Genomic DNA, 21,523 nt, shown 5'->3' on the forward strand with positions numbered 1-21,523 from the left:
TTAAAAAATGGTGAAAAAGTAACAGTACTAGGAAAAGCAAACGGCTGGGCGAAAATCAATTACCAAGGAAAAGAAGGTTATGTGTCGTTAGAGTTTATAACGATTGGTAAAGATTCCATAGATCCAACAAACCCAACAAACCCTGGACAGGTAACAGAAGAACGAGCAGTTGTAAATGCGTCTTTATTAAATGTACGTAAAGGTCCATCAACAGGTGCGGCAGCTGTCGGTCATTTGAAAAATGGAGAGACTGTTACGATCATAGGAAAAGAAAATGGCTGGGCAAAAATCCGTTTTAATGGCGGAGAGGGTTATGTTTCGTTACAGTTCTTAAAAGTTAAACAAGGTTCGTCTTCTTATGAAATTGTTACCTCATCACAAAAGGTTCAAAAACCAAATGAAGCGGAAGCAACACAAATTATGCAGAATATGAAAGAAGATGCTTACATTAAAAGTGACGGTAAAGTTGTAAATATGAAGCAAGGTTTCGTTCGTGCAAATGGTGTTATTAATATTTATGATATTACGACGGGTAAAAAGCTCACATATGTAAAGGGTGGAGCTGACCTGAAATTTGTAAAAGCTGTTGATGATCGTATTCATGTCCAAATTGATGGTATGACAGGTTATGTGAATATAAATGATGTTACATTACATCCGACAATGACTGGTGAGAAAACGTCGTATTATGCAACTAAAAATGGCAAGTTATATCATTATGTATACAATCCGGAAAATGGTAAACATGCAACGTATCAAATTGGTAATGCTCCGAAACATTTAAAAGAAGGAGAGCGTTACGAGGCTTTTGATAAGAAGCAAATTGGAGGACAAGATAGTTATCAATACTTTGAGTATATGCCACTTCGTGCAACATCTACTTATACAGGAGATGAAATTGATAATTTCTTACGTAAATCGAATGCAAAGAGTCCACTTATTGGATTAGGAAAATATTTTGTAAGTGCAGCAGAGAAATATAAGATGAATGCCGGTTACTTAGTGTCACATGCAATTTTAGAATCAGGATGGGGAACAAGTCGTATCGCGCAAGATAAGAAAAATTTATTTGGCTTTAGAGCGGTAGATTCAGATCCATATAATGGTGCAACTGGATTCAAAACATGGGAAGAAGGTATTGATTTTTGTGCGGCATATATAGATAAGCATTACTTAAATCCAAGTGGAAATACATATAATGGTGGAAACTTAGGAGATAAGGCACAAGGAATGAACGTCATGTATGCAAGTGATGAAAATTGGGGACAGCAAATTGCCTCGCTTATGTATAGAATTGATGCAATGAATGGAAGTAAAGATTTAAATAAATATCGACTTGGAACGTTAACGGCAGGTTCTCCGATATTCAAAAGTATGGCTGAAGGTCAGACTGGAATGACATCTCGCAACATTATGGTAGCCATTAAGAAAACAGTTAATACACCACAAGGATCGTATTATGAAATTGTTTCGGATAATAAAGAATACAACAGTGTCTACGTAAAAGCTGGATCTGTAAATCTTGTGAACTCTTATTAAAGGAAAACATCATCATTTCAATGCAGAAAAGTGAAGTTCATAATGTTAGAGGAAGTGACAGTGTGAAAAAATATATCGCATTTGATATTGGTGGTACACAGATTAAATATGGGATTATTTCAAAATCTGGGATATTACTAAATCACGAAACTACATTAACAGAGGCCCATTTAGGTGGGGAACAAATCGTTCAAAAGATTATTAGCTTGGCGGAGCAATTAATGAATGAACATGTTGTTTCTGGAATCGGTATTAGTACAGCCGGAATTGTAGATATTCATAGAGGAATCATAACTGGCGGCGTGGATCATATTCCACGCTATGCTGGTATTCCTATTATTGATAGATTACAAGCTGTATTAAAAGTTCCTATATCCATTGAAAATGATGTCAATTGTGCTTTGTTTGGAGAGATGTGGCAAGGTGTTGGAAGAAATGAAAATAATTGCATTATGCTTACCCTTGGAACGGGAATAGGGGGAGCTATTGTTATTAATAAAAAACTGTACAGAGGTCATTCATTTAGTGCTGGTGAATGGGGCAATATGTTGATCGAAGGGAAACAATTTGAAGAGGTTGCCTCGATTTCAGGGTTAATTTCTCTTGTGCGGAAGTATAAAGGTAGCGGGAATTGGAACGGTGAAAAAATTTTTGAATTATATGATCAGAAGGATAAAGAAGTTATACATGCCGTTCAAATATTCTTTAAACATTTAGCCATTGGAATTAGTAATCTTGCTTATATCTTCAATCCAAAAGTAATTATTATTGGTGGAGGGATTACTAATAGAGGTAATCGATTTTTAGAAGAAGTAAAGGAAGAGGTACGAAAATATTTAAATCCTGAGATTTATAGTAATTGCGAGATTAAAATCGCACAAAATCGTAATCACGCAGGAGTGATTGGTTCGATTTACCACTTCTTACATCAATATAAATAAATGATATAGGTGTTTTCACATAATTGAGAATTTATTCTTTTTCTCAATAGATAAATAATGCTACAATATAAGAGAAGAATACAATATTTTCCGATTAGGAAAATGCTTTGTAGAAAGGAAGAAACTTCATGCCTATTATTTTAGAAAAAGGACAAAAGATCGATTTAACGAAAGGACAACCGAGAGTAGCAAAACTACAGGTTGGCTTAGGCTGGGATCCAATTGGGCAATCAGGTGGGTTTCTGTCTTCATTATTTGGAAGTAGACCAAATGTAGATTGTGATGCATCAGTTGTTATGTTAGAAGGAGAGCGTTTTTTAAATAAAAATGATTTAGTTTACTTTGGAAACAAACTTTCTACTTGTGGTAGTATTATTCATTCAGGAGATAATTTAACAGGTGAAGGCGCTGGTGACGACGAAACAATTTTCGTAGAATTACATAAAGTTCCGAGCCGTATTAATCGTTTAGTATTCGTTGTAAATATTTATGACTGTGTAAATCGTCGTCAAGATTTTGGGATGATTCGTAATGCATATATTCGTATTCAAAACCCGCAAACAGGTGAAGAATTAGCACGTTATAACTTGTCAGATAACTATGCTGGCAAAACGACTCTAATTGCAGGAGAAATGTACCGACACGGAAGTGAGTGGAAGTTTTCAGCGGTTGGAGAAGGAACACAAGATAAAAATTTAAGTGAGATTGTATCACGTTATCAATAAAATAAACTGAGGAGGAATTGTATATGGCATCAATTTCGTTGAAAAAGGGACAAAAGGTAGATTTAACAAAAACGAATCCAGGTCTTTCAAAAGTTCTTGTAGGACTTGGTTGGGATACGAATCGTTATGACGGACAAAACGATTTCGATTTAGATGTTAGTATTTTCTTAGTAGGTGCGAATGGTAAAGTCTCAGGCGCAGAGGATTTCGTCTTCTACAATAATCCAAAAGGGGCGAATGGTGCTGTAGAGCATTTAGGAGATAACCGCACAGGCGAAGGTGAAGGCGATGACGAATCAATTAAAGTAGATTTGAAAAATGTTCCTGCTCACATCGAACGTATTTGTTTCACAATTACAATTTATGATGGAGAAGGCCGTAGCCAAAACTTTGGACAAGTTTCTAACGCTTTCGTACGTATTCTAGATGAAGAGAAAAATGCAGAATTAATTCGTTACGATTTAGGAGAAGACTTCTCTATTGAAACAGCGGTAGTAGTGGGTGAATTATACCGTCATGCAGGTGAATGGAAGTTCAATGCAATTGGAAGTGGATTCCAAGGTGGATTAGGTTCTCTATGTAATAACTTTGGTTTAGATGTAGAGTAATAGATTTATATATCCATCGGTGAAACGCATGTTTACTGATGGATATATTTTTAAAGATTAAAATATAGAGGTGAATATAAATGGTTATTCAGTTACAAAAAGGACAGAAGATCGATTTAGGTAAGACAAGCCCTGGTTTAACAAAAGCGGTAATTGGTCTTGGGTGGGATATTAAATCTTATGATGGTGGATCTGATTTCGATTTAGATGCATCGGCATTTCTATTAGATGCGAACGGAAAATGTACGAAGGAAACTGATTTTATTTTCTATAACAATTTACAGTCTCCTTGTGAATCTGTTCTGCATACAGGAGATAACCGTACAGGTGAAGGTGAAGGCGATGATGAGCAACTTGTTGTCGATTTGAAGAAAGTTCCAGCAGATGTACATAAAATTGCAATCACAGTTACAATTTATGATGGTGAAGGCCGTAATCAAAACTTTGGACAAGTCGGAAACGCATTCGTTCGTTTAGCGAATGAGGAAACAAACGAAGAAGTTCTTCGTTTTGATTTAGGGGAAGATTTCTCCATTGAAACAGCAGTTGTCTTTTGTGAATTATACCGTCATAATGGACAGTGGAAGTTTAATGCAGTAGGAAGCGGTTTCCAAGGTGGATTAGGTGCGCTTGTAAGAGCGTATGGCTTGGATGCATAAGAAGGGAAACGACATTCGTTTCCTTTTTTTGACCTTTCTATAAATCTAGCAAAGAATAGGGGATAAAGGTAAGATGAGCATTTTGCAAGAAATCATTAATACGTATGCTCAGTTTTTCGACTTAGATATGTGGATTAAAGTGTTGCAAGATCCAGTATCTTGGGGATTAATTGGTACACTTGTTGTACTTGAAGGGTTACTATCTGCTGATAACGCACTTGTGTTAGCGGTAATGGTAAAACATCTTCCGGAAGAGAAACGTAAAAAAGCATTATTCTACGGACTTATTGGAGCTTATGTGTTCCGCTTTATTGCGATTGGAATTGGAATGTTCTTAATTAAATTATGGTGGGTAAAACTTCTTGGTGCGCTTTACCTTGCTTGGTTATCAGTGAAATACTTTATTGATAAGCGTAAAGGTGCAAGTGAAGAAGAGGAAGCTCATGGTATGAATCAAAATAGTATTCTCTTTAGAATGTTCGGTGTCTTCTGGGGAACGGTTGCGATGGTTGAATTAATGGATATCGCGTTCTCTGTAGATAGCGTACTTGCTGCATTTGGTGTATCAAATGAAGTTTGGATTTTACTATTAGGCGGAATGCTCGGTATTTTAATGATGCGTGGTATTGCTGGCGTATTTTTAAAATTGTTAGAGCGTATTCCAGAATTAGAAACAACAGCGTATATTTTAATTCTAATTATTGCAGCGAAAATGTTATTGTCTCTAATTGATATTCACATTAGTCATACACTGTTCTTTATTATTTTACTTGTAGCATTTGGAGCAACATTTATAATTCACTACATGAAGAATTCTGGACAGGCTAAAGAAGAAGTTGCAGCTACTAAAAATAATCATAAATAATTGAAATGGGTTTGCTCGTTATGCGAGCGCCCATTTTTTATAACTAAAAATAGTTTATAATAGAAGAGAGACTTTATAAAAACGTAAATGTTTTTGGAGGTGAACTGTTGTGTTTTCACGTTTTACACTTCAACCATGTGCATTAAAAGAAGAATCAGATTTAAAACAATTTGAAGCGCTTTTAGAAAAACGCCCACAATATGAACTGACAGAGAATGAAATGAAATTTAGTTATATAGCAACGCGTATTCTTGGTGTTCCTAATGATGTAGATGAATATTTCAATGATTTATTTGATTATAGTGAAGCAAAAGGGATTGAGGTTTTGCATGAACAAAATTTAAATAAGGTGATTGATTCCGAAAAACTGCGTCATATTCAAGAAGTTTTTGCGTTACATCAAGAAGCACCAAATGGACTTACAGTAAATAGGCTTGTAGCCCATTTGTCTGGAAAGCAACTATTACCGCAAGTAGACAATCCTGATTTGCAACATTATATACATACGACGTTTATTTCTGTATTGAAATTGTATGAGAAACAACATAATCAATCTTTAAAGACAGAAGGATTCCGTCGTTTCTTAATCGATATGATTAAGTTAAGTGAGAATTATGTAACGAAGTGGTTTTCTACGATTAATTATAAGAAACAAATGCCGCGTATCATTTGGTATGGTGATGCACAGGAAAGTCGTATATATTTCTTATACTTTCTTATTATGCTCGGCTGTGATGTACTTTATTATCACCCGGAAGGAAAAGATGGCTTTGAGAATATCGATGAAGCGGGAAGAACTTTTGTTGTGTCTCATTCAAGCCGTATTTCTCTTGAACCATTTCCCGATCGTCGTCGCGAACGCGTCGCAACAGTAGCGTACCAAGCTTCAAAGGAAATTGAGCAAGTACTTCACCATGATAATTCACTACTGTATAAGCCGTGGCAATTCCGTTCGTATACACCTGTAGCACGTACATTAAAAACGACATATGATGAACTCTTTTTAATTACGAAAGAAAAGTCGTTTGTACGCCCAACATTCTTTGTTGAAAATAAACACATTTATATCCCTTCTTTATTTGCAAAAATATCAGGCGTTTCAAAGAACGATAAAGAATATTTTCAACGATTAAAGGCAGTTACATCATTCGATAACAGTTTATTAATTAATACATTCCCGTTTACGAAAGAACAAAAAGCGAATTTCCAATATCATTACCGAGATGCATTGGACCGCGGAGGAAAGTTACACCCGGATTTAATTATGAATAGCCATTGGTGGCCGCATAAGCGTTTACCGGAAGGTTTACAGCATGGTATTGCAGAGGCAATCATCCATACGTGTGAAAGTGAAATGTGTAAACCAGTTGGGAAAGAGATGAAACAAGAGGTAGCACTATATGTTTTCGCGCAGCTCTCTCAAATACCACCGAATATTTTAGAACAGCTTGAGAAATTTGATTATTCACAAGATGTACCGAAAATTGTTATATTTAATAATGAGAAGAGTGGAGAATTAACTCGTTCCGATGCTGTTTTACTACTATTTTTAAATCAAATTGGAGTAGATGTATTCCATTTCAATCCAACGGGGAGAAACGATATTGAACCGTATATTGAAGCAGGCGCATTTGATTCACATTGGCTTGAGGAAGTTAATTTTGATCTTGAGTTTCATGGTTCATCAGCCTATAAAAATTTATCACAAACAATAAAAGGACTATTTCGTCCATTTTTATAAGGAAAGGGAGAATACCATATGAATAACCCAGTCGTACTAGATTCAAAAACAGAATTAAATGAGCAAACCGCACAAGATGTCCGTTTACAACTTAGACAAGATGCGGAAGTACAACGTATTTATAATGCGGTAGATATTAAAGATCAGTTAGAATTAATCGAGCTTGGAAAAGAACCGTCTATGGAAATTTCACGTTTCGCTGATCAAATTTTACATACAATGTCTTTATCAAAAATAGAAGATTCTGGTGAATTATTAAAACAGCTTGGTAAAATTATGGACAGGTTTGATAGTAAAGATTTTGCGGAAGAGAAAAGTGGTTTCTTCTCACGTATGTTCAAAAAAGCAGATAAAATGATTGAACAAATCTTTAGTAAGTATCAGACAATGGGTCGCGAAATGGATAAAGTATACGTAGAAATTACGAAGTATCAAGATGAAATGAAAAAATCAATTGGTACGTTAGATGGCTTGTATGAGCAAAACTTAAAGTATTATTTAGATTTAGAAAAGTACGTAGTGGCAGGAGAAATGTTATTAGAGCGTTTAAATACAGAGTTAGTCCCGATGTATGAAGAGCGCGTACGTAATAATGATCAACTAGCAGGTATTGAATTAGAATCACTTAAAAACTCTGTTGAAATTTTAGAGCAACGTATTGATGATTTAGAAAAGGCACGTATGGTTGCTCTACTTACAGCACCACAAATTCGTATGATTCAACGTGGTAACAATAAATTAATCGGTAAGATTAATACAGCATTTATTACAACGATTCCTATCTTTAAAAATGGTATCATTCAAGCGGTAAATGCGAAACGTCAAAAGCTTGTTGCAGATTCTATGGCTGAACTTGATCGTCGTACAAATGAGTTACTGAAGAAAAATGCACAAAATATCGCAACTCAAAGTGTGGAAGTAGCGAGATTATCAGGTTCTTCTAGTATTAAGATGGAAACACTTGAAGAAACTTGGAACATTATTTCAAGAGGTATGCAAGAAACACAACAAATTGAAGAGCAAAATAAACGTGAGCGTGAAGAAAGTCGTAAGCGCATGGCTACACTAACAGAAAACATCAAAAAAGAATTACAAGGATAAAGTGAAACTTTAATCAGTGGGTTTTTGTTCATCCTCACTGATTGTTAACCTTCACCAATTGGGCGTTTATGGGCAGTTGATCTCCCACCTCAAGCTGAATTTTGAGGTGGGAGTTTTACTACCGGGAAAATAGTGGGATAAAGAAAAGGCAATGAGGAACAGTCCTCATTGCCTTTTAGTTTCTCTTAACTAATTTAATGATTTCATTCACAACGAGCGGAATGATACTTAACAAGAGAACAAATCCCCAATCGCGTAATGTTAATGCATGTACACCGAATATATTCGCTAGAGGAGGGATGGAGATGATACATACTTGCATAAGAACACCAATAAGAAGTGAGAAGACTAAGTATTTATTTGTAAATATCCCAATTGAGAAAATCGATTTCGTTCTTGAACGCAAGTTAAATGAATGAACGAGCTGAGAAAAACTAAGAACGACAAATGCCATCGTTTGAGCATGTAATAGAGCATCTTCATCAATTTGCTCTGGGAAAAGTGGAAATAAGTTTGTATCTCCAGCATAGAGTTTCGCCCCAACGATAAAGGCTGCTAACGTTAAAAATCCAATTACAACACCATTGAAAATAAGAAAAGGGACGCTCCCGCTAAATAGACTTTCTTTCGCACGTCGTGGTTTTTCTTTCATCACATCTGAATCTTCAGGATCAACACCGAGTGACAATGCAGGAAGTGTGTCGGTAATTAAATTAACCCACAAAATGTGGATTGGGCGTAATGGTGTCGCCCAGCCAAGTAAAATAGCTAAAAATAAAGCGATAATTTCTCCGAAGTTACAAGAGAGTAGGAAGAGAATCGATTTTTTTATGTTACGGTAAATATTTCTGCCTTCTTCAACGGCTTTAACGATAGATGAGAAGTTATCGTCTGTTAAAACGACATCTGCTGCGCCTTTTGCAACATCTGTCCCTGTAATGCCCATTGCTACGCCAACATCTGCTTGTTTTAAAGATGGAGCATCATTGACGCCATCACCAGTCATAGAAACGATATTTCCTTTCGCACGTAATGCTTTTACAATCTTCACTTTATGTTCTGGAGAAACCCTAGCGAATACATGTAAGTGATTAATTTTGCTTGCTAGTTCTGTATCTGAAATGTTATCTAGTTCAGTTCCAATCATAATTTCAGATTTTTCTTCAGCAATACCAAGTTCTTTAGCAATTGCAAAGGCGGTATCCTTATGATCACCAGTAATCATAACTGTACGAATACCAGCTTTTTTACACTCTGTAATGGAATCTTTTACTTCTGTGCGTGGTGGATCAATCATACCGACAAGACCGATAAAGATGAGATTTTCTTCGAGATAATTTATATCCACATCATTCGCATTATATTGTTTAAATGCGAATGAAAGTACTCTTAAAGCTTCTTGAGACATTGCCCCGGCAGCTTCTAATATTTGATTTTTATCAGAATTTGTGAAGACCTCAACTTTGTCATTTATAAAGATATGGGTGCAGTGAGGTAAAAGTTTATCAATAGCACCTTTCGTCATACTGTAGTAGCTTTCATCGTATGTATGCACTGTTGACATCATTTTACGATCAGAATCAAAAGGTAGCTCGTTAACACGTTCATGTTTATTTTCTAAATGATCTTTTTGCATGTTAAAAGTGCTTCCAGCAACGAGAAGGGCAATTTCAGTAGGGTCCCCAGTTTGGGATTCACTACTATAAGACGCATCATTACATAACACCATATTTTCTAACAATAGACGGTGTACATCATTATTTACATTCAAATTTTCTAACTGAGCGTATGTGTTATCACTATAAAAGTGAGTAACGGTCATTTTATTTTGCGTTAATGTACCTGTTTTATCTGAACAAATAATTGTGACAGACCCGAGAGCTTCAACAGCTGGTAGTTTACGAATGATAACGTTTTGTTTAATCATACGCTGCACGCCAATTGCAAGAACGATGGAAACGATAGCTGGTAGTCCTTCAGGAATAGCCGCTACAGCTAAACTAATTGCAGTCATAAACATTTCTAACGTATCGCGTCCTTGTAAAAAACCGATGAGAAACATAATAGCGCAAATGGCTACAGCGACAAAGCCTAAATATTTTCCTACTTGTGCTAAGCTTTTTTGAAGTGGTGTCATATCATCATCTGATTCATGTAAAAGGGTAGCAATCTTACCAATTTGTGAGTTCATACCAGTTTCAACAGCAACACCAACGCCACGTCCGTATGTTACTAGCGTCGACATAAAGGCCATGTTTTTTTGATCGCCCAGTGGCACTTGTTCATCAGTTTGCATAGAAGGATGATAAAGTGCATCCTTATCAACAGGGACGGACTCACCAGTTAGAGCAGATTCTTCAACTTTTAAATTTGCTGTTTCGATAAGTCGTAAATCACATGGTATATAACGTCCAGCATCGAGCATGACGATATCACCTGGAACGACTTGTTCAGATGGAATTTCTTTTAGTTCGCCGTCTCGTTTTACGATAGCTTTAGGTGTTGCCATTTTTTTTAGTGCTTCCAAAGCTTGCTCAGCCTTTGACTCTTGGATGACACCAATAACTGCATTTAATATGACAACGAGCGCGATAATGCTTGCATCTGCCCATTCACCTACAAAGGCAGAAATAAGGGCAGCTATAAGAAGAACATATACGAGGACGTCATTAATTTGGGAAAAAATCCGCTGCCATAAAGTACGTTTTTGTTTTACTGTTAATTCATTTGAACCAAATTGTTTTAAGCGTTCATTTACACCGTCAGCGGTTAAACCACTTTGTTCATTTGTTTTAAGATCCGTTAATATTTGATCTTTCGTCTTACTGTACCATTTGCTCATAAGTAAGCACCTCCAGTAAAAACAGTTAGCAATGGTAGTGTTGCTATTATTTGTGAGTAGTATGTACGGAGAAAAAATCTAAGATGAGCTTCTACTTCTATTGTACAATATTTTACAGTTGGTTGAGGAAAAGAGAAGAGTTGTCATGAATTTGTTGGAAATAAAAAAGAGCCTCATATAAGAGAGGCTTTTTTACTTTTTAATTAATGTACCTAATTCTTCTGTAATAGCTTGCATTTCACTAATGCTGAATGTTTCACGTTTCATAACATGCTCATAGATGTCACGTAAGTCCTCGTACATTTCTTCGTTAAAGCTAGCAGCTCTCATCGCTCCAGCATTAACCATACGTAATTTTTCTTTAATAGCTTCGACCATATATTCAACGTTTTCTTCTGACTTTACGGATAAATCCACCGAAGTGTCCCCCTTTAAAATAACATAAGGCTATCTTAACATTTTTTTATCATTTTCGTTAATGAATCTTTTCAATCCTATTAAATTAGTAGGGATTTCCTTTATATTTAATAATTGGTTGTTTATACTATAAGTATATATTAAGAAATGCACCAAGAAAGGAAGAAACAAAAATATGGTTCAAGTATTATTTGTTTGTCTTGGGAACATTTGCCGTTCTCCAATGGCAGAAGCGATTTTTCGAGATCTTGTCGTAAAAGAGGGACTTGAAGAGAAAATTGTCATTGATTCTGCAGGAACTGGAGATTGGCACATTGGTCATCCGCCACATAAAGGAACACAAAAAATTTTAAAAGAAAATGAAGTCGTTTTTGAAGGAATTAAAGCAAGGCAAGTAGAAAAAGAAGACTTAACAAAGTTTGATTATATTATTGCCATGGACAACAAGAATATAGCAGATTTAAAAAGTTTAGGTAAAACTGGAGGCTATATTGGTAGGCTGTCCGACTTTGTTCCAGACGGTGGCTGGACAGACGTTCCTGACCCTTACTATACAGGGAACTTTCAAGAAGTGTATGACCTTGTAACAGAAGGGTGTGCAAAGCTATTAGCTTTCATTCGAAATGAACAAGGAATATGAGGAAGCTTAGAAAGAAATACTTTCTAACATAAGAAATGAAAGGGTGAAGGAATATGGCAAAGAAAAATAATATTGCTCGAAACATTGCGCTTGGTGTAGCGGCAGGTGTAGCTGTATCCATGTTAAAGAAAGAAAACCGTGAAAAAGTAAAAAACACTGCTGAAAAAGCAAAAACAAAGATGATTGAAATTGGTGAAAATGCAAAGATTAAAGAAAAAGTGCAAACTGTTACAGATAAAGGACGCGAACTTGCTGATTTCAATGTAGTGAAAGCGAAAGTAGCAGAAATTAAAAAATTGACGCCGTCAGTTGTAGAGACGTTAAAAGAAACGAAAGAAATTTTTAGTAAGAAAAAAATTGAGCGAGAAGAAAAGCCAGAAACGATTGAAATTCAAGCTGTATCTCCAAAGGTAGATGAGCTTAAAGCAGAAGAAGAGCCAGTAGTTGCTGAAGATGGTGGTATGAAAGAAGCACGTGAATTATTTATGAAAGACTCACATGCAGAGGAAAAAAAAACTGAAGCGTACATTGAGTTAAAGCAAGATAAAGAAGAGAAGAAAAGCGTTTAAACATATATGAGAAAAATTTTAGAAAAGGTAAGAAGAAATCGCACTTATTCGTTCGGTAAAGATTTATACGATCGGACGATGCGTGATGATGTAGCGGGCTTGGCAGCACAGCTCGCTTATTTCTTCTTACTTGCTATTTTTCCTGGGCTTGTTTTCTTAATTACGCTTCTTGGATTTATTGACCTTCAAACAGAAAGTGTGCTCAATTTATTAGAACCGTACGTACCTGAAGATGCAATGTACTTAATTGAAGTAAACGTAGATAAAGTTGTAAATGAGCAAAATGGTGGTTTATTATCATTTGGTTTACTGTCGATGCTATGGTTTGCTTCAAATGGAGTAAATGCGGTTATGAATGCTTTTAACCGTGCGTATGATGTAACCGAAACACGTTCCTTTATTAAAACAAGAGCTTTATCAATTGTGTTTACATTAGCCATCATTTTTATGATTGTGTTTGCTCTAATTGTCCCAGTGTTCGGACAAGTGATTGGGGCAGCGGTATTTAAAGCAATTGGTTTATCGGATAGTTTTTCTTACGTATGGAGTATTACACGATTAGTAGCGAGTTTCTTCGTACTATTTGCCTTGTTTAGTTTTTTATATACATTTGCACCAGATCGAAAGTTAAAAAGAAGAGAAGTCATTTCAGGAGCAATATTTGCTACTGTAGGGTGGATTGTGGTATCGTACTCATTTGCTTATTATGTAGATAAGTTTGCGAATTACGCCAATACATATGGTGGTCTCGGTGGAATTATTATTTTAATGTTATGGTTTTACTTAACTGGATGGGTAATTTTACTTGGCGGTGAAATTAATGGTCTACTCCATCACTATAGAACGGGTGACAATAATTCCCGTAATGAATAATGAGCTCTTGTTCCATAATAAAAAGGAACAGGGGGGATATTTCATGAGTAATAATAAAAAGAACCACAATAATAAAAACAACAATAAACAAAAGAGCAGTTCGCATCCGAAGCATAAAACAAGTAGTAGTGCGAACGGGCATAATAGCTACCATTAAAAAAAGCGGGTCCTCTATGAGGGACCCGTTTTTATTTGTTTCCTTTTAATAATCGTAACCCGTTTAAAATGACAAGAATTGTACTTCCCTCATGCCCAATAACACCAAATGGAAGAGCTAAAAATTGCAAGAAGTTTGAACAGATTAGCAGTGCAATTACAGCTAGAGAAAATACTACATTTTGCTTTACAATACGGTTCATTCGTTTTGATAAACGGATGGCTTGGGAAAGTCGAGACAATTCGTTCTTCATAAGTACAACGTCTGCAGTTTCTAAAGCTACGTCTGTTCCTTCACCCATTGCAACACCAATGCTAGCAGTAGCGAGCGCGGGTGCATCATTTATACCATCTCCGACCATTGCTACTGTACCGTATTTTTCTTTTAACTTTTTAATCGTTTCAACTTTTGTTTCTGGTAAACAGGATGCATAATATTCTTTTATATTGCTTTCAGCAGCAATGGCTTTTGCGGTTTCTTCATTATCGCCAGTAATCATGATTGCTTCCACACCAATGCTTTGTAAATCGCGAATGGCAGCAATGGTTTCTTGGCGGAGTGTATCTTTTAAAGCGATAAGTCCAAGAATACCAACTTCATCACTTATATAAACGACAGTTTTCCCTTCTTTTTCAAGGGAGGTAGAAATACCATTATGAAATGTCTTTGTTTGTTCCCCGATAAAATCAGCTTTACCAATTTTATAAGCTTTATTTTCTAATGTTCCTTTTAATCCAAAACCAGTTACATCTTCAACGTTTTCGGGTTTTTTTATCGAAATATCATAAGCATGTTTTGCATATTTAACAATGGATTCAGCTAAAGGATGTGTAGAGTGACTTTCAATTGATGCTGTAATAGAAAGTACTTCACTTTCTGCTATACCTTCTCGAACATATACATCTGTTACAGTAGGTCTTCCTTGTGTTAATGTTCCTGTTTTATCAAAGGCAATCGCCTTTACTGAAGCTAGACGTTCTAAATGAATGCCGCCTTTAAAGAGAATACCGTTTCTCGCTCCGTTAGAAATTGCAGATAAAGTTGCGGGTGTAATAGCTGCAACTAGTGCACAAGGAGAAGCGACTACAAGTAAAATCATAGCGCGATAAAATGTTTCATTCCAACTCCAATCCAGTAAGAAGTGAGGAACGAACATCATAAGCGCAACAACGAGTAGTACACCTTTTACGTATGTTCCTTCAAATTTTTCGATGAATAGTTGTGATGGTGATTTTTCACTTTGTGCACTTTGAACGAGACGAATAATCTTTTGGAATAATGTTTGATCGCTCGGCTTTGTAATTGTAATTTCAATAGCACCACGTAAATTCACAGTTCCAGCAAACACTTCATCGCCGAATTTTTTCTCATTCGGAATAGGTTCTCCTGTAATAGCAGCTTCATCAATATTTGTTTCACCATTATGAATTGTGCCATCAGCAGGAACACGTTCACCGGGTTTAATTAAAATAATGTCGTTAATTTGTAATTCTCCAACAGGAACACGTTCCTCGGTTCCATTTGAAATACGTAATGCTTCTTCAGGCTGTAAATCAAGAAGTGCTGAAATTTCTTTTTGACTTTTACTTAACGTATAAGATTCCATTGCACCACTTAGCGCAAAGATGAAGATTAAAATAGCACCCTCTGCCCAATAGCCAATCATGGCAGCACCGATAGCAGCAAAGAGCATGAGCATTTCAACATTTAGCTCTTTCTCTTCAATTGTGTCTGCAATGCCTTCTTTCGCTTTTGCAAATCCTCCAATTACATAAGCGAGGATATAGAAAGTAATACCTACACTTATCGCCTCATTTTTTGTGAATAACCAGCCAGCTAAAATGAAAATACCAGATAAGATTGCAAATATAAGTTCATAGTGCTTTTTTAGTGTTTGAATCCAAGATGGATTAGGTACGTTCTGTTTTGATGGTAATGTTTTTACTTCCGAGTTCATTATTACTCGCCCCTTTCAAATTCTTATTGAGAAAAAGAATCAAAATCGAAACCCCTATAAAACGACGAAAGCTGCCATCCGTAACGGATAGCAGCATTTCTGTTAAATCTGATTTTAATAGTTATTATGTTGTAATTATTCTATAGTATAGCATATGTTTTTGAGAGATGATATGTTTTTGTTTCAAGTATAAACCGAAAACTTGTGTTTTTACAGTTCCTTTGGTATATATGAATATTGTTCATAAAAAGATCGGAAAGGAAGACAACAAGTGAAGACAGAGAAATTTTTTACTCATCCGATTGGTGTATTTATTGCTGCGATAGTAGCAACCTTTTTATGGGGAAGCGCATTTCCCTTTATTAAATTAAGCTATGCTGAACTTGGGATTCGGCCACAAGAAGTCGGAGAACAAATATTATTTGCTGGTTATCGCTTTTTCTTATCTGGTGTAATGCTCTTATTATTTTTTAAAGCGCTAGGAAAAGATATGCAGTTCAAAAAAGGAACAGGGAAGCAGTTAGTTCAAATTGGTTTGTTCCAAACTTTTCTTCAATATATATGTTTTTATATTGGAATGAGTTATAGCTCAGGAATTGAAGGAGCGATTATTTCAGGAACATCATCATTCTTTCAAATTTTACTCGCACACTTTTTATATAAAGATGATGCTCTCAATATGAGAAAAATAATGGGCGTATCAATCGGATTTTGTGGTGTCATTTTAGTGAATGTACCGAGTGATGGAAGTTTATCATTCCATTTTGGAATAGGTAGCTTATTACTTCTTGGGGCAGCGATGATGTATTCGTATGGAAATATATTAGCAAAAGAGGGTAGTAAAACGTTAGATATTGGGTATATGACAGCATACCAAATGATTTTTGGATCAGTTGGGTTACTATGTATAGGTGCATTACAAGTTGGAGCGATGCCATTTACTTTTAACCTATATACGATACTTATGCTCATATATTTATCGTTCTTATCGGCAGCGGGATTTTGTATATGGAATACAATTATGAAGTATAACAAAGTAGGAAAAGTCTCGATGTATATGTTCTTCATACCTGTCTTTGGTGTGTTATTATCGAGCATGATTTTAGGAGAAGCAATTCATTCATTTGTATTATTCGGTCTAGCATGTGTAGCAGCGGGAATCATTGTCGTAAATCGTACCCCGGCTAAGCAGAAAATGGAGCAAAAAAACAAGTAGCGTAGAGAACAAAAAAGCGATTAAAATGGAAGAACAGTATTGTTCTTCTTTTTTTATGTAGAAAAAGGAGAACAGACTATATATAACGAAAAAAGATACATTAAAGCATTTATTGAGGAGAACATATTATGAATGTACTTTACATTGTGTTAATCGGACAAATAATTATTTTTTTAACAGGAGCAATTTATGCAATAGGACAGACAAAAAGAACAAGAGAAAATATGCCGTTACCTTTAGCAGTTCGTCTTATTCTTAGTTTTTCTTTAACAGGTAGTGCGATTTGGATATGGCTACAAGATCCATCGATAGAGTATAGCAGCTGGGTTGCACTAGGAATGACTTTATCGACTTTAGGAGATTTATTTATGGCAGGTTTGATTCCCTTTGGCCATCGATTAATTGGAGGGATGGTTACTTTTGCTCTTGCCCATTGTTTTTATGTAAAAGCATTTTTGCAAACAGGTATTTCATGGAATGGTTTTTGGATTGGTTTACTCGTATACGGACTCTTTCTAATTATAGGGTGGTTCTTTTTTATCCGAAATGAAAAACAGGACAAACTGTTTACGATAGGAGCCCTAATTTACGGCTTGTGGGTTGGGGGAATGGCTTGCTTTGCATTCGCCTTATACTATGAGAATACAGGAATATGGTGGATACCAGCGCTTGGTGGTTTGCTGTTTGTGATTTCTGATTTTATTATTGGTGTGACAGATATTGGTGGCCGCAAGCTGAAGTATGAACCACTTTGGATTTGGTTTACATATGTCGCTGCTCAGATGTGTATTGTATATGTAGGACTATAAAAAGATGCTCTCAAAAATAGTAGATAGACTATTTTGAGAGTATCTTTTTCTTTGATATTCTAATATATTTGTTTAATTAGTTTTAGTATTTGTTAAGTGTAAAATTCATAGGGGAATTTCTGCTTAATAAATATAAAATATGATATATCAAAATAATAAGCTTGTAAGGAATAGTTTTTTAAAATTTGTAATATTATGATTATATAATTTAGAATTTTATGGAAAACAACTATCTGAAGTATTTATAATATAAATAAAAAGACAATGAGATGGTGGAATGATGCAAAAGAAAAAACGTTTGCGTGAGTTCTTTGGAATAATTGCAAGTGCATGTTTATTAGCGTTTTTGGCAAAAATCTTTTTGTTTTTCCCTACAACTGTAAAAGGAGCATCTATGAAGCCAACGTTACAAGATGGGGATAAGATAATTGTTAATAAGTTGGCAAAGCAATTTGAAAGTTATGGTAGAGAAGACATTATTGTTGTGAAGACGGATAATTTTTATGTGAAAAGAGTGATTGGGTTACCGGGTGATGTAATTGAGATGAGAAATGACCAATTATATGTGAATCATGAGGTGAAAAATGAGGAGTATTTGCATAGTAATAAAAAACAAGCTGAAAAAAAACTGATGAATTTAACAGAGGACTTTGGACCTATTACAATTCCTAAAAATAAGATTTTTGTTATGGGAGATAATCGCTTAATCAGTAGGGATAGTAGAAATGGTTTAGGACTTATTGATAGAGCAGATGTATTAGGAAAGTTAGCGGCAATTTATTATCCATTTGAACATGTGAAAATAATAAATTAAAGTAAAAAACCAAGCAAATTTCAGTTTGCTTGGTTTTTTATGTTAAACAGTAGGAGACTCGTTAGATACAAAGACGTCTTCATTGTTTTGGTTAGTACTTATAACAAATTTGTGTTGCAATAGTTGTAGTTTAAATAATGCTAAAGGATCATGATAAGTTTCTGGGTTGCTTCTTAGCGTTGCTAATGTTTGTTCGTCTTCTTGTATTTCAAGTTGAGCGGCTTCTACATTTTGTTTCAATACGCTAAGTGGATCTTTAAAGAACATCATGATATCACGCTCTAGTGCACCTTCAAATACTTCAAATTGAAGGAAGAATTGTTTTGAAATTGTTTGGGCAATTTCTGTATAGTCTTCCGTTTCAATATATTGTTTATATTTGTTTGCGAGCATAGATTGGTTTTTTTGCATATTACCAAATAATTTTCCGGCACTCTTTAAGAAAAATTGTGTCGGTGTGAAGCGTAATAAAATGTTGATGTTCGTTACTGTAATTCTATTTGTCATTCGTACGACATCTCGATGCCAATCATCTAGTAATTTGAAATCGCAAGGAAGTTTCATACGTTCTTCTTTATATAATTTATTGAACGTTTCACTCATTTCATCTAAATAAGCTTGAGCTTGAATAAATTCATTATGTGCTGTTTCAATCCAGTCTTGAATAGACCCAGTAAATTTAGGAAGAAGCACTTGTTGTACATGTTTGTCAATTCGTTCGTTCATCGCAGCATTTAATTCTTCATGAACTAATTTGAAATCACTATCTTCTTGAACAAGGTCAGAACAGCTCTGTAATAATTCAGGAATTTGAGAATGTATATCTTGTGTAATTTCTTCTTTCGTTAAAAGATATGATTCTGTAATAGAACGGATTTTGTCTTTTTCAAGAGCAGTAAGATTGTTAATAAATCCATTAAGTTTTACAGATATATGTTTATTCCAGCGTACTGATTTCACTAATGTATGTTCTAATTCTACACGTTCATTTACAAGGTAAGCGATTGTCTTTTGAGTAAACCATATTAGCTTTTCTATACGTTCTTTCTCTATGTCACGTTCTGCAAGATTAGAGAGAATGGACTCTGTTACATCCCCAAGTTGCTGGCTACTCTCTTGGGAAGGAGAGTACGGGAAGAATTTTGCATTTGGGAAATGGACTGTAAGTTTACTAATTAGATTTTCATTGGTAGTCGTATTATTTGTGTGTAATACGAAATGAATTTGTAAGTTTGGCACTTGTTCACGTAAATAAAGTAATGTATCAAGTTCTTCGCCATGTAATGGTGAGGCAGAATTTAATATGTAAATAAGGCTCTCTGCTGCCTGTAAGTATTCAAAGTATGAGCTGTTTTTATCCAATTGTCCTTGAACAGATGGTGTAACAAGAAATGCAAACTTATTTTTTCTTAAAAATCTACTTGGTAACTTAATTTCTATACATTTTTTCTCAAGTTCTGACTGGGAAGATGTATCCATTATTTGATGGACTTCATCAAAGTTCGAGATGTTTTTTACATCTAGATCATTGAATTCCGTTATTGCAGTTTGACTATCGTCTTTAAATAGAATAGGAGCTGTTAAAGTCTCAGTTAAGATGTTCTCTCCTAATATTGAATTAACGAATGACGCTTTATCATGGTCACTTGTTCCAGCTATTAGTAGTTTATTAACATGTAAATCACATAGTTCATGGACGAGTAGCGTAAATTGATGACTTAAATCTACATCATTTTTCTCGGCCCATTCAGCAATTGTTTCGAATAGATGAGAAACGGTTTCCATATCTACATTTGTTTCAGCTGATGAATTAGAAAGTAAGGCTCCAGCACTTTTTACGAGTAATGATTCTAAAGTTGTAGGTGCAACTTCATTCCATGCTAATACGGCGGCAGAAACAAGTAAGGAATCCTTTGCTTTTGTTAAACTAAACCAATTTGTTAATAAATCAGGAACAAGACCGTTTAATTCATGCATAAAATGATCGCCAGTAATTAATGCAAAGTATGTTTCTTGGTAGCGGATAGAAATTTCATTCCAATTGTCATTGTTATCTGTTTCAATATGTAAAAATAAATGATTCATGCTTTGGATCCAAGAAAGGTATAATGGTTCATTTTGATAGCTGTTCCAAAGGGCAATAACAAACTCTTTAAATTGGACTTGGTCAATTGCATATAAAGCTTTTAAAGAATCATAGAAATATTCTGGTTTGATTTGTTTAGTAAATCCTTGGTTTACGTAATGGATTAAAGTATCGAACCAATGTAATGACTTTGTTCGAATTCCCTCTTGAACTGCAAGTTCGATAGCGTTGTTCCAATCTTCTTGTTTTTCATAGAAAGAACGTGCGATTGCAGTAATATTCGGATAGTCTGGTTGAAATGCCACAGCTTCACTAATCGTCTTAAAAGCTAATCCTAAACGATCTTGCTCGATATAAAGAGAAAGAAGTTGCAAGGAAACTTCCATCGTAAGAGTTGTACCTTCAGTTTGAATAGATTGATAAATTTCTTCTGCTTTTGGTAAGAATCCGAGTTCAAAATAGGCATCAGCAATATTTTTGGTTGCCCAAAGTTCAAGGTCGTTATTTACTTTCTCCCACTTAAATATGGCTGCTTCAAAATCTTTATTTTGATAATAAAATTCACCTTGAGCAAAGCGAATATTAGAAATGTTGGAGAATTCATTTTTAGATTCATTTATGTATGCTTCACCGAGTACTTCCGATACTGGAGTAGAAATTTCTTCTGTTAAAAATGTTTTATAGTAAACTTTTTGGATAAATTGATTTTCAATGGTCATGTTCGTTCCCCCCTGTATAATTTAGAAAAATGATGTTGTATGTAAAAGGGTACATGTTTTTTAATAGATAGAAGTTGTATTATATAGACCAAACTATGTTTTTGCTAGATGTATCATTTTTCTTGAGAGTTAAACCGTTGCGAAAAGTAGCTTTCCTTTATTGTAACAAAAAAACAAGCATATGAATTTTTATTTTTTAATCCTGATTGGTGTGGGCTAATAATCAGTGGAGATAGACAAAATAC

18 protein-coding genes are annotated in these 21,523 nt (G+C 35.0%); 14 read left to right on the forward strand and 4 right to left on the reverse strand.

Features of this window, described 5'->3' with window-relative positions; genetic code table 11:
• The 8 genes from JDS98_RS25210 to JDS98_RS25245 form a co-directional block, all read left to right on the forward strand.
• A partial coding sequence (locus tag JDS98_RS25210; RefSeq protein WP_199634460.1) for an SH3 domain-containing protein occupies window positions 1-1,539 on the forward strand: 1,539 nt, incomplete at its 5' end.
• A 62-nt stretch (window positions 1,540-1,601) separates the two neighbouring features.
• Entirely contained in the window at window positions 1,602-2,480 is an 879-nt protein-coding gene (locus tag JDS98_RS25215) for an ROK family protein (RefSeq protein ID WP_000759854.1), read from the forward strand.
• Window positions 2,481-2,608: 128 nt separating this feature from the next.
• Window positions 2,609-3,205, forward strand: coding sequence for a TerD family protein (locus JDS98_RS25220; protein ID WP_199634461.1), 597 nt, complete (start codon window positions 2,609-2,611; stop codon window positions 3,203-3,205).
• Between the two features lie 23 nt (window positions 3,206-3,228).
• Window positions 3,229-3,813 (forward strand): TerD family protein, encoded by a 585-nt coding sequence (locus JDS98_RS25225; RefSeq protein ID WP_000146728.1) that lies wholly within the window; start codon window positions 3,229-3,231, stop codon window positions 3,811-3,813.
• An 80-nt stretch (window positions 3,814-3,893) separates the two neighbouring features.
• Entirely contained in the window at window positions 3,894-4,472 is a 579-nt protein-coding gene (locus JDS98_RS25230) for a TerD family protein (RefSeq protein WP_000236645.1), read from the forward strand.
• 73 nt (window positions 4,473-4,545) lie between these two features.
• Window positions 4,546-5,337, forward strand: coding sequence for a TerC family protein (locus JDS98_RS25235; RefSeq protein WP_000025680.1), 792 nt, complete (start codon window positions 4,546-4,548; stop codon window positions 5,335-5,337).
• 109 nt (window positions 5,338-5,446) lie between these two features.
• On the forward strand, window positions 5,447-7,078 hold the full coding sequence (locus JDS98_RS25240; RefSeq protein WP_000492834.1) for a YceG family protein: 1,632 nt from the start codon (window positions 5,447-5,449) through the stop codon (window positions 7,076-7,078).
• An 18-nt stretch (window positions 7,079-7,096) separates the two neighbouring features.
• On the forward strand, window positions 7,097-8,179 hold the full coding sequence (locus JDS98_RS25245; protein ID WP_001064417.1) for a toxic anion resistance protein: 1,083 nt from the start codon (window positions 7,097-7,099) through the stop codon (window positions 8,177-8,179).
• A gap of 175 nt (window positions 8,180-8,354) precedes the next feature.
• Here JDS98_RS25245 and JDS98_RS25250 read toward each other — a convergent pair whose 3' ends face one another.
• Together JDS98_RS25250 and JDS98_RS25255 are read right to left on the reverse strand one after the other, a co-directional pair.
• Entirely contained in the window at window positions 8,355-11,021 is a 2,667-nt protein-coding gene (locus tag JDS98_RS25250; protein ID WP_098711282.1) for a cation-translocating P-type ATPase, read from the reverse strand.
• Between the two features lie 192 nt (window positions 11,022-11,213).
• Complete coding sequence (locus tag JDS98_RS25255) at window positions 11,214-11,438, reverse strand: DUF1128 domain-containing protein (protein ID WP_000366197.1); 225 nt, start codon at window positions 11,436-11,438, stop codon at window positions 11,214-11,216.
• A 175-nt stretch (window positions 11,439-11,613) separates the two neighbouring features.
• On the opposite strand from JDS98_RS25255, the gene JDS98_RS25260 reads away from it, so the two are divergent.
• Genes JDS98_RS25260 through JDS98_RS25270 form a run of 3 tightly spaced genes read left to right on the forward strand, consistent with a single transcriptional unit; the run spans window position 11,614 to window position 13,520 of the window.
• Window positions 11,614-12,078 (forward strand): low molecular weight protein-tyrosine-phosphatase, encoded by a 465-nt coding sequence (locus JDS98_RS25260; protein ID WP_000250904.1) that lies wholly within the window; start codon window positions 11,614-11,616, stop codon window positions 12,076-12,078.
• Window positions 12,079-12,131: 53 nt separating this feature from the next.
• Window positions 12,132-12,647: a DUF4075 domain-containing protein gene (locus tag JDS98_RS25265; protein WP_001085404.1), complete on the forward strand. Its 516-nt coding sequence runs from the start codon at window positions 12,132-12,134 to the stop codon at window positions 12,645-12,647.
• 6 nt (window positions 12,648-12,653) lie between these two features.
• Complete coding sequence (locus tag JDS98_RS25270; protein ID WP_001226534.1) at window positions 12,654-13,520, forward strand: YihY/virulence factor BrkB family protein; 867 nt, start codon at window positions 12,654-12,656, stop codon at window positions 13,518-13,520.
• 188 nt (window positions 13,521-13,708) lie between these two features.
• On the opposite strand, the gene JDS98_RS25275 is transcribed toward JDS98_RS25270, so the two are convergent.
• Window positions 13,709-15,634 carry a heavy metal translocating P-type ATPase gene (locus JDS98_RS25275; RefSeq protein WP_199634462.1) on the reverse strand — a complete coding sequence of 642 codons (1,926 nt, stop codon included), beginning with the start codon at window positions 15,632-15,634 and terminating at the stop codon, window positions 13,709-13,711.
• Between the two features lie 271 nt (window positions 15,635-15,905).
• On the opposite strand from JDS98_RS25275, the gene JDS98_RS25280 reads away from it, so the two are divergent.
• From JDS98_RS25280 to lepB, 3 genes are all read left to right on the forward strand, one after another.
• Entirely contained in the window at window positions 15,906-16,850 is a 945-nt protein-coding gene (locus tag JDS98_RS25280) for a DMT family transporter (protein ID WP_199634463.1), read from the forward strand.
• Between the two features lie 128 nt (window positions 16,851-16,978).
• Window positions 16,979-17,659, forward strand: a complete 681-nt coding sequence (locus tag JDS98_RS25285) for a lysoplasmalogenase (RefSeq protein ID WP_001102002.1) — start codon at window positions 16,979-16,981, stop codon at window positions 17,657-17,659.
• A 277-nt stretch (window positions 17,660-17,936) separates the two neighbouring features.
• Window positions 17,937-18,473: a signal peptidase I gene (lepB, locus tag JDS98_RS25290; RefSeq protein ID WP_087971187.1), complete on the forward strand. Its 537-nt coding sequence runs from the start codon at window positions 17,937-17,939 to the stop codon at window positions 18,471-18,473.
• A gap of 42 nt (window positions 18,474-18,515) precedes the next feature.
• On the opposite strand, the gene JDS98_RS25295 is transcribed toward lepB, so the two are convergent.
• Window positions 18,516-21,278: a tetratricopeptide repeat protein gene (locus JDS98_RS25295; RefSeq protein WP_000151398.1), complete on the reverse strand. Its 2,763-nt coding sequence runs from the start codon at window positions 21,276-21,278 to the stop codon at window positions 18,516-18,518.
• Window positions 21,279-21,523: the final 245 nt, after the last annotated feature.

Origin of the sequence: Bacillus cereus group sp. N11, assembly GCF_016483605.1 — a bacterium.
Classification (GTDB): domain Bacteria; phylum Bacillota; class Bacilli; order Bacillales; family Bacillaceae_G; genus Bacillus_A; species Bacillus_A toyonensis.

Bases quoted from the DNA above. Each gene is read 5' to 3' on its own strand.
- JDS98_RS25270 (WP_001226534.1), top strand. From the start codon at position 12,654: ATGAGAAAAATTTTAGAAAAGGTAAGAAGAAATCGCACTTATTCGTTC.
- JDS98_RS25245 (WP_001064417.1), top strand. From the start codon at position 7,097: ATGAATAACCCAGTCGTACTAGATTCAAAAACAGAATTAAATGAGCAA.
- JDS98_RS25225 (WP_000146728.1), top strand. From the start codon at position 3,229: ATGGCATCAATTTCGTTGAAAAAGGGACAAAAGGTAGATTTAACAAAA.
- JDS98_RS25230 (WP_000236645.1), top strand. From the start codon at position 3,894: ATGGTTATTCAGTTACAAAAAGGACAGAAGATCGATTTAGGTAAGACA.
- JDS98_RS25250 (WP_098711282.1), bottom strand. From the start codon at position 11,021: ATGAGCAAATGGTACAGTAAGACGAAAGATCAAATATTAACGGATCTT.
- JDS98_RS25235 (WP_000025680.1), top strand. From the start codon at position 4,546: ATGAGCATTTTGCAAGAAATCATTAATACGTATGCTCAGTTTTTCGAC.
- JDS98_RS25275 (WP_199634462.1), bottom strand. From the start codon at position 15,634: ATGAACTCGGAAGTAAAAACATTACCATCAAAACAGAACGTACCTAAT.
- JDS98_RS25260 (WP_000250904.1), top strand. From the start codon at position 11,614: ATGGTTCAAGTATTATTTGTTTGTCTTGGGAACATTTGCCGTTCTCCA.
- JDS98_RS25265 (WP_001085404.1), top strand. From the start codon at position 12,132: ATGGCAAAGAAAAATAATATTGCTCGAAACATTGCGCTTGGTGTAGCG.
- JDS98_RS25295 (WP_000151398.1), bottom strand. From the start codon at position 21,278: ATGACCATTGAAAATCAATTTATCCAAAAAGTTTACTATAAAACATTT.
- lepB (WP_087971187.1), top strand. From the start codon at position 17,937: ATGATGCAAAAGAAAAAACGTTTGCGTGAGTTCTTTGGAATAATTGCA.
- JDS98_RS25220 (WP_199634461.1), top strand. From the start codon at position 2,609: ATGCCTATTATTTTAGAAAAAGGACAAAAGATCGATTTAACGAAAGGA.
- JDS98_RS25285 (WP_001102002.1), top strand. From the start codon at position 16,979: ATGAATGTACTTTACATTGTGTTAATCGGACAAATAATTATTTTTTTA.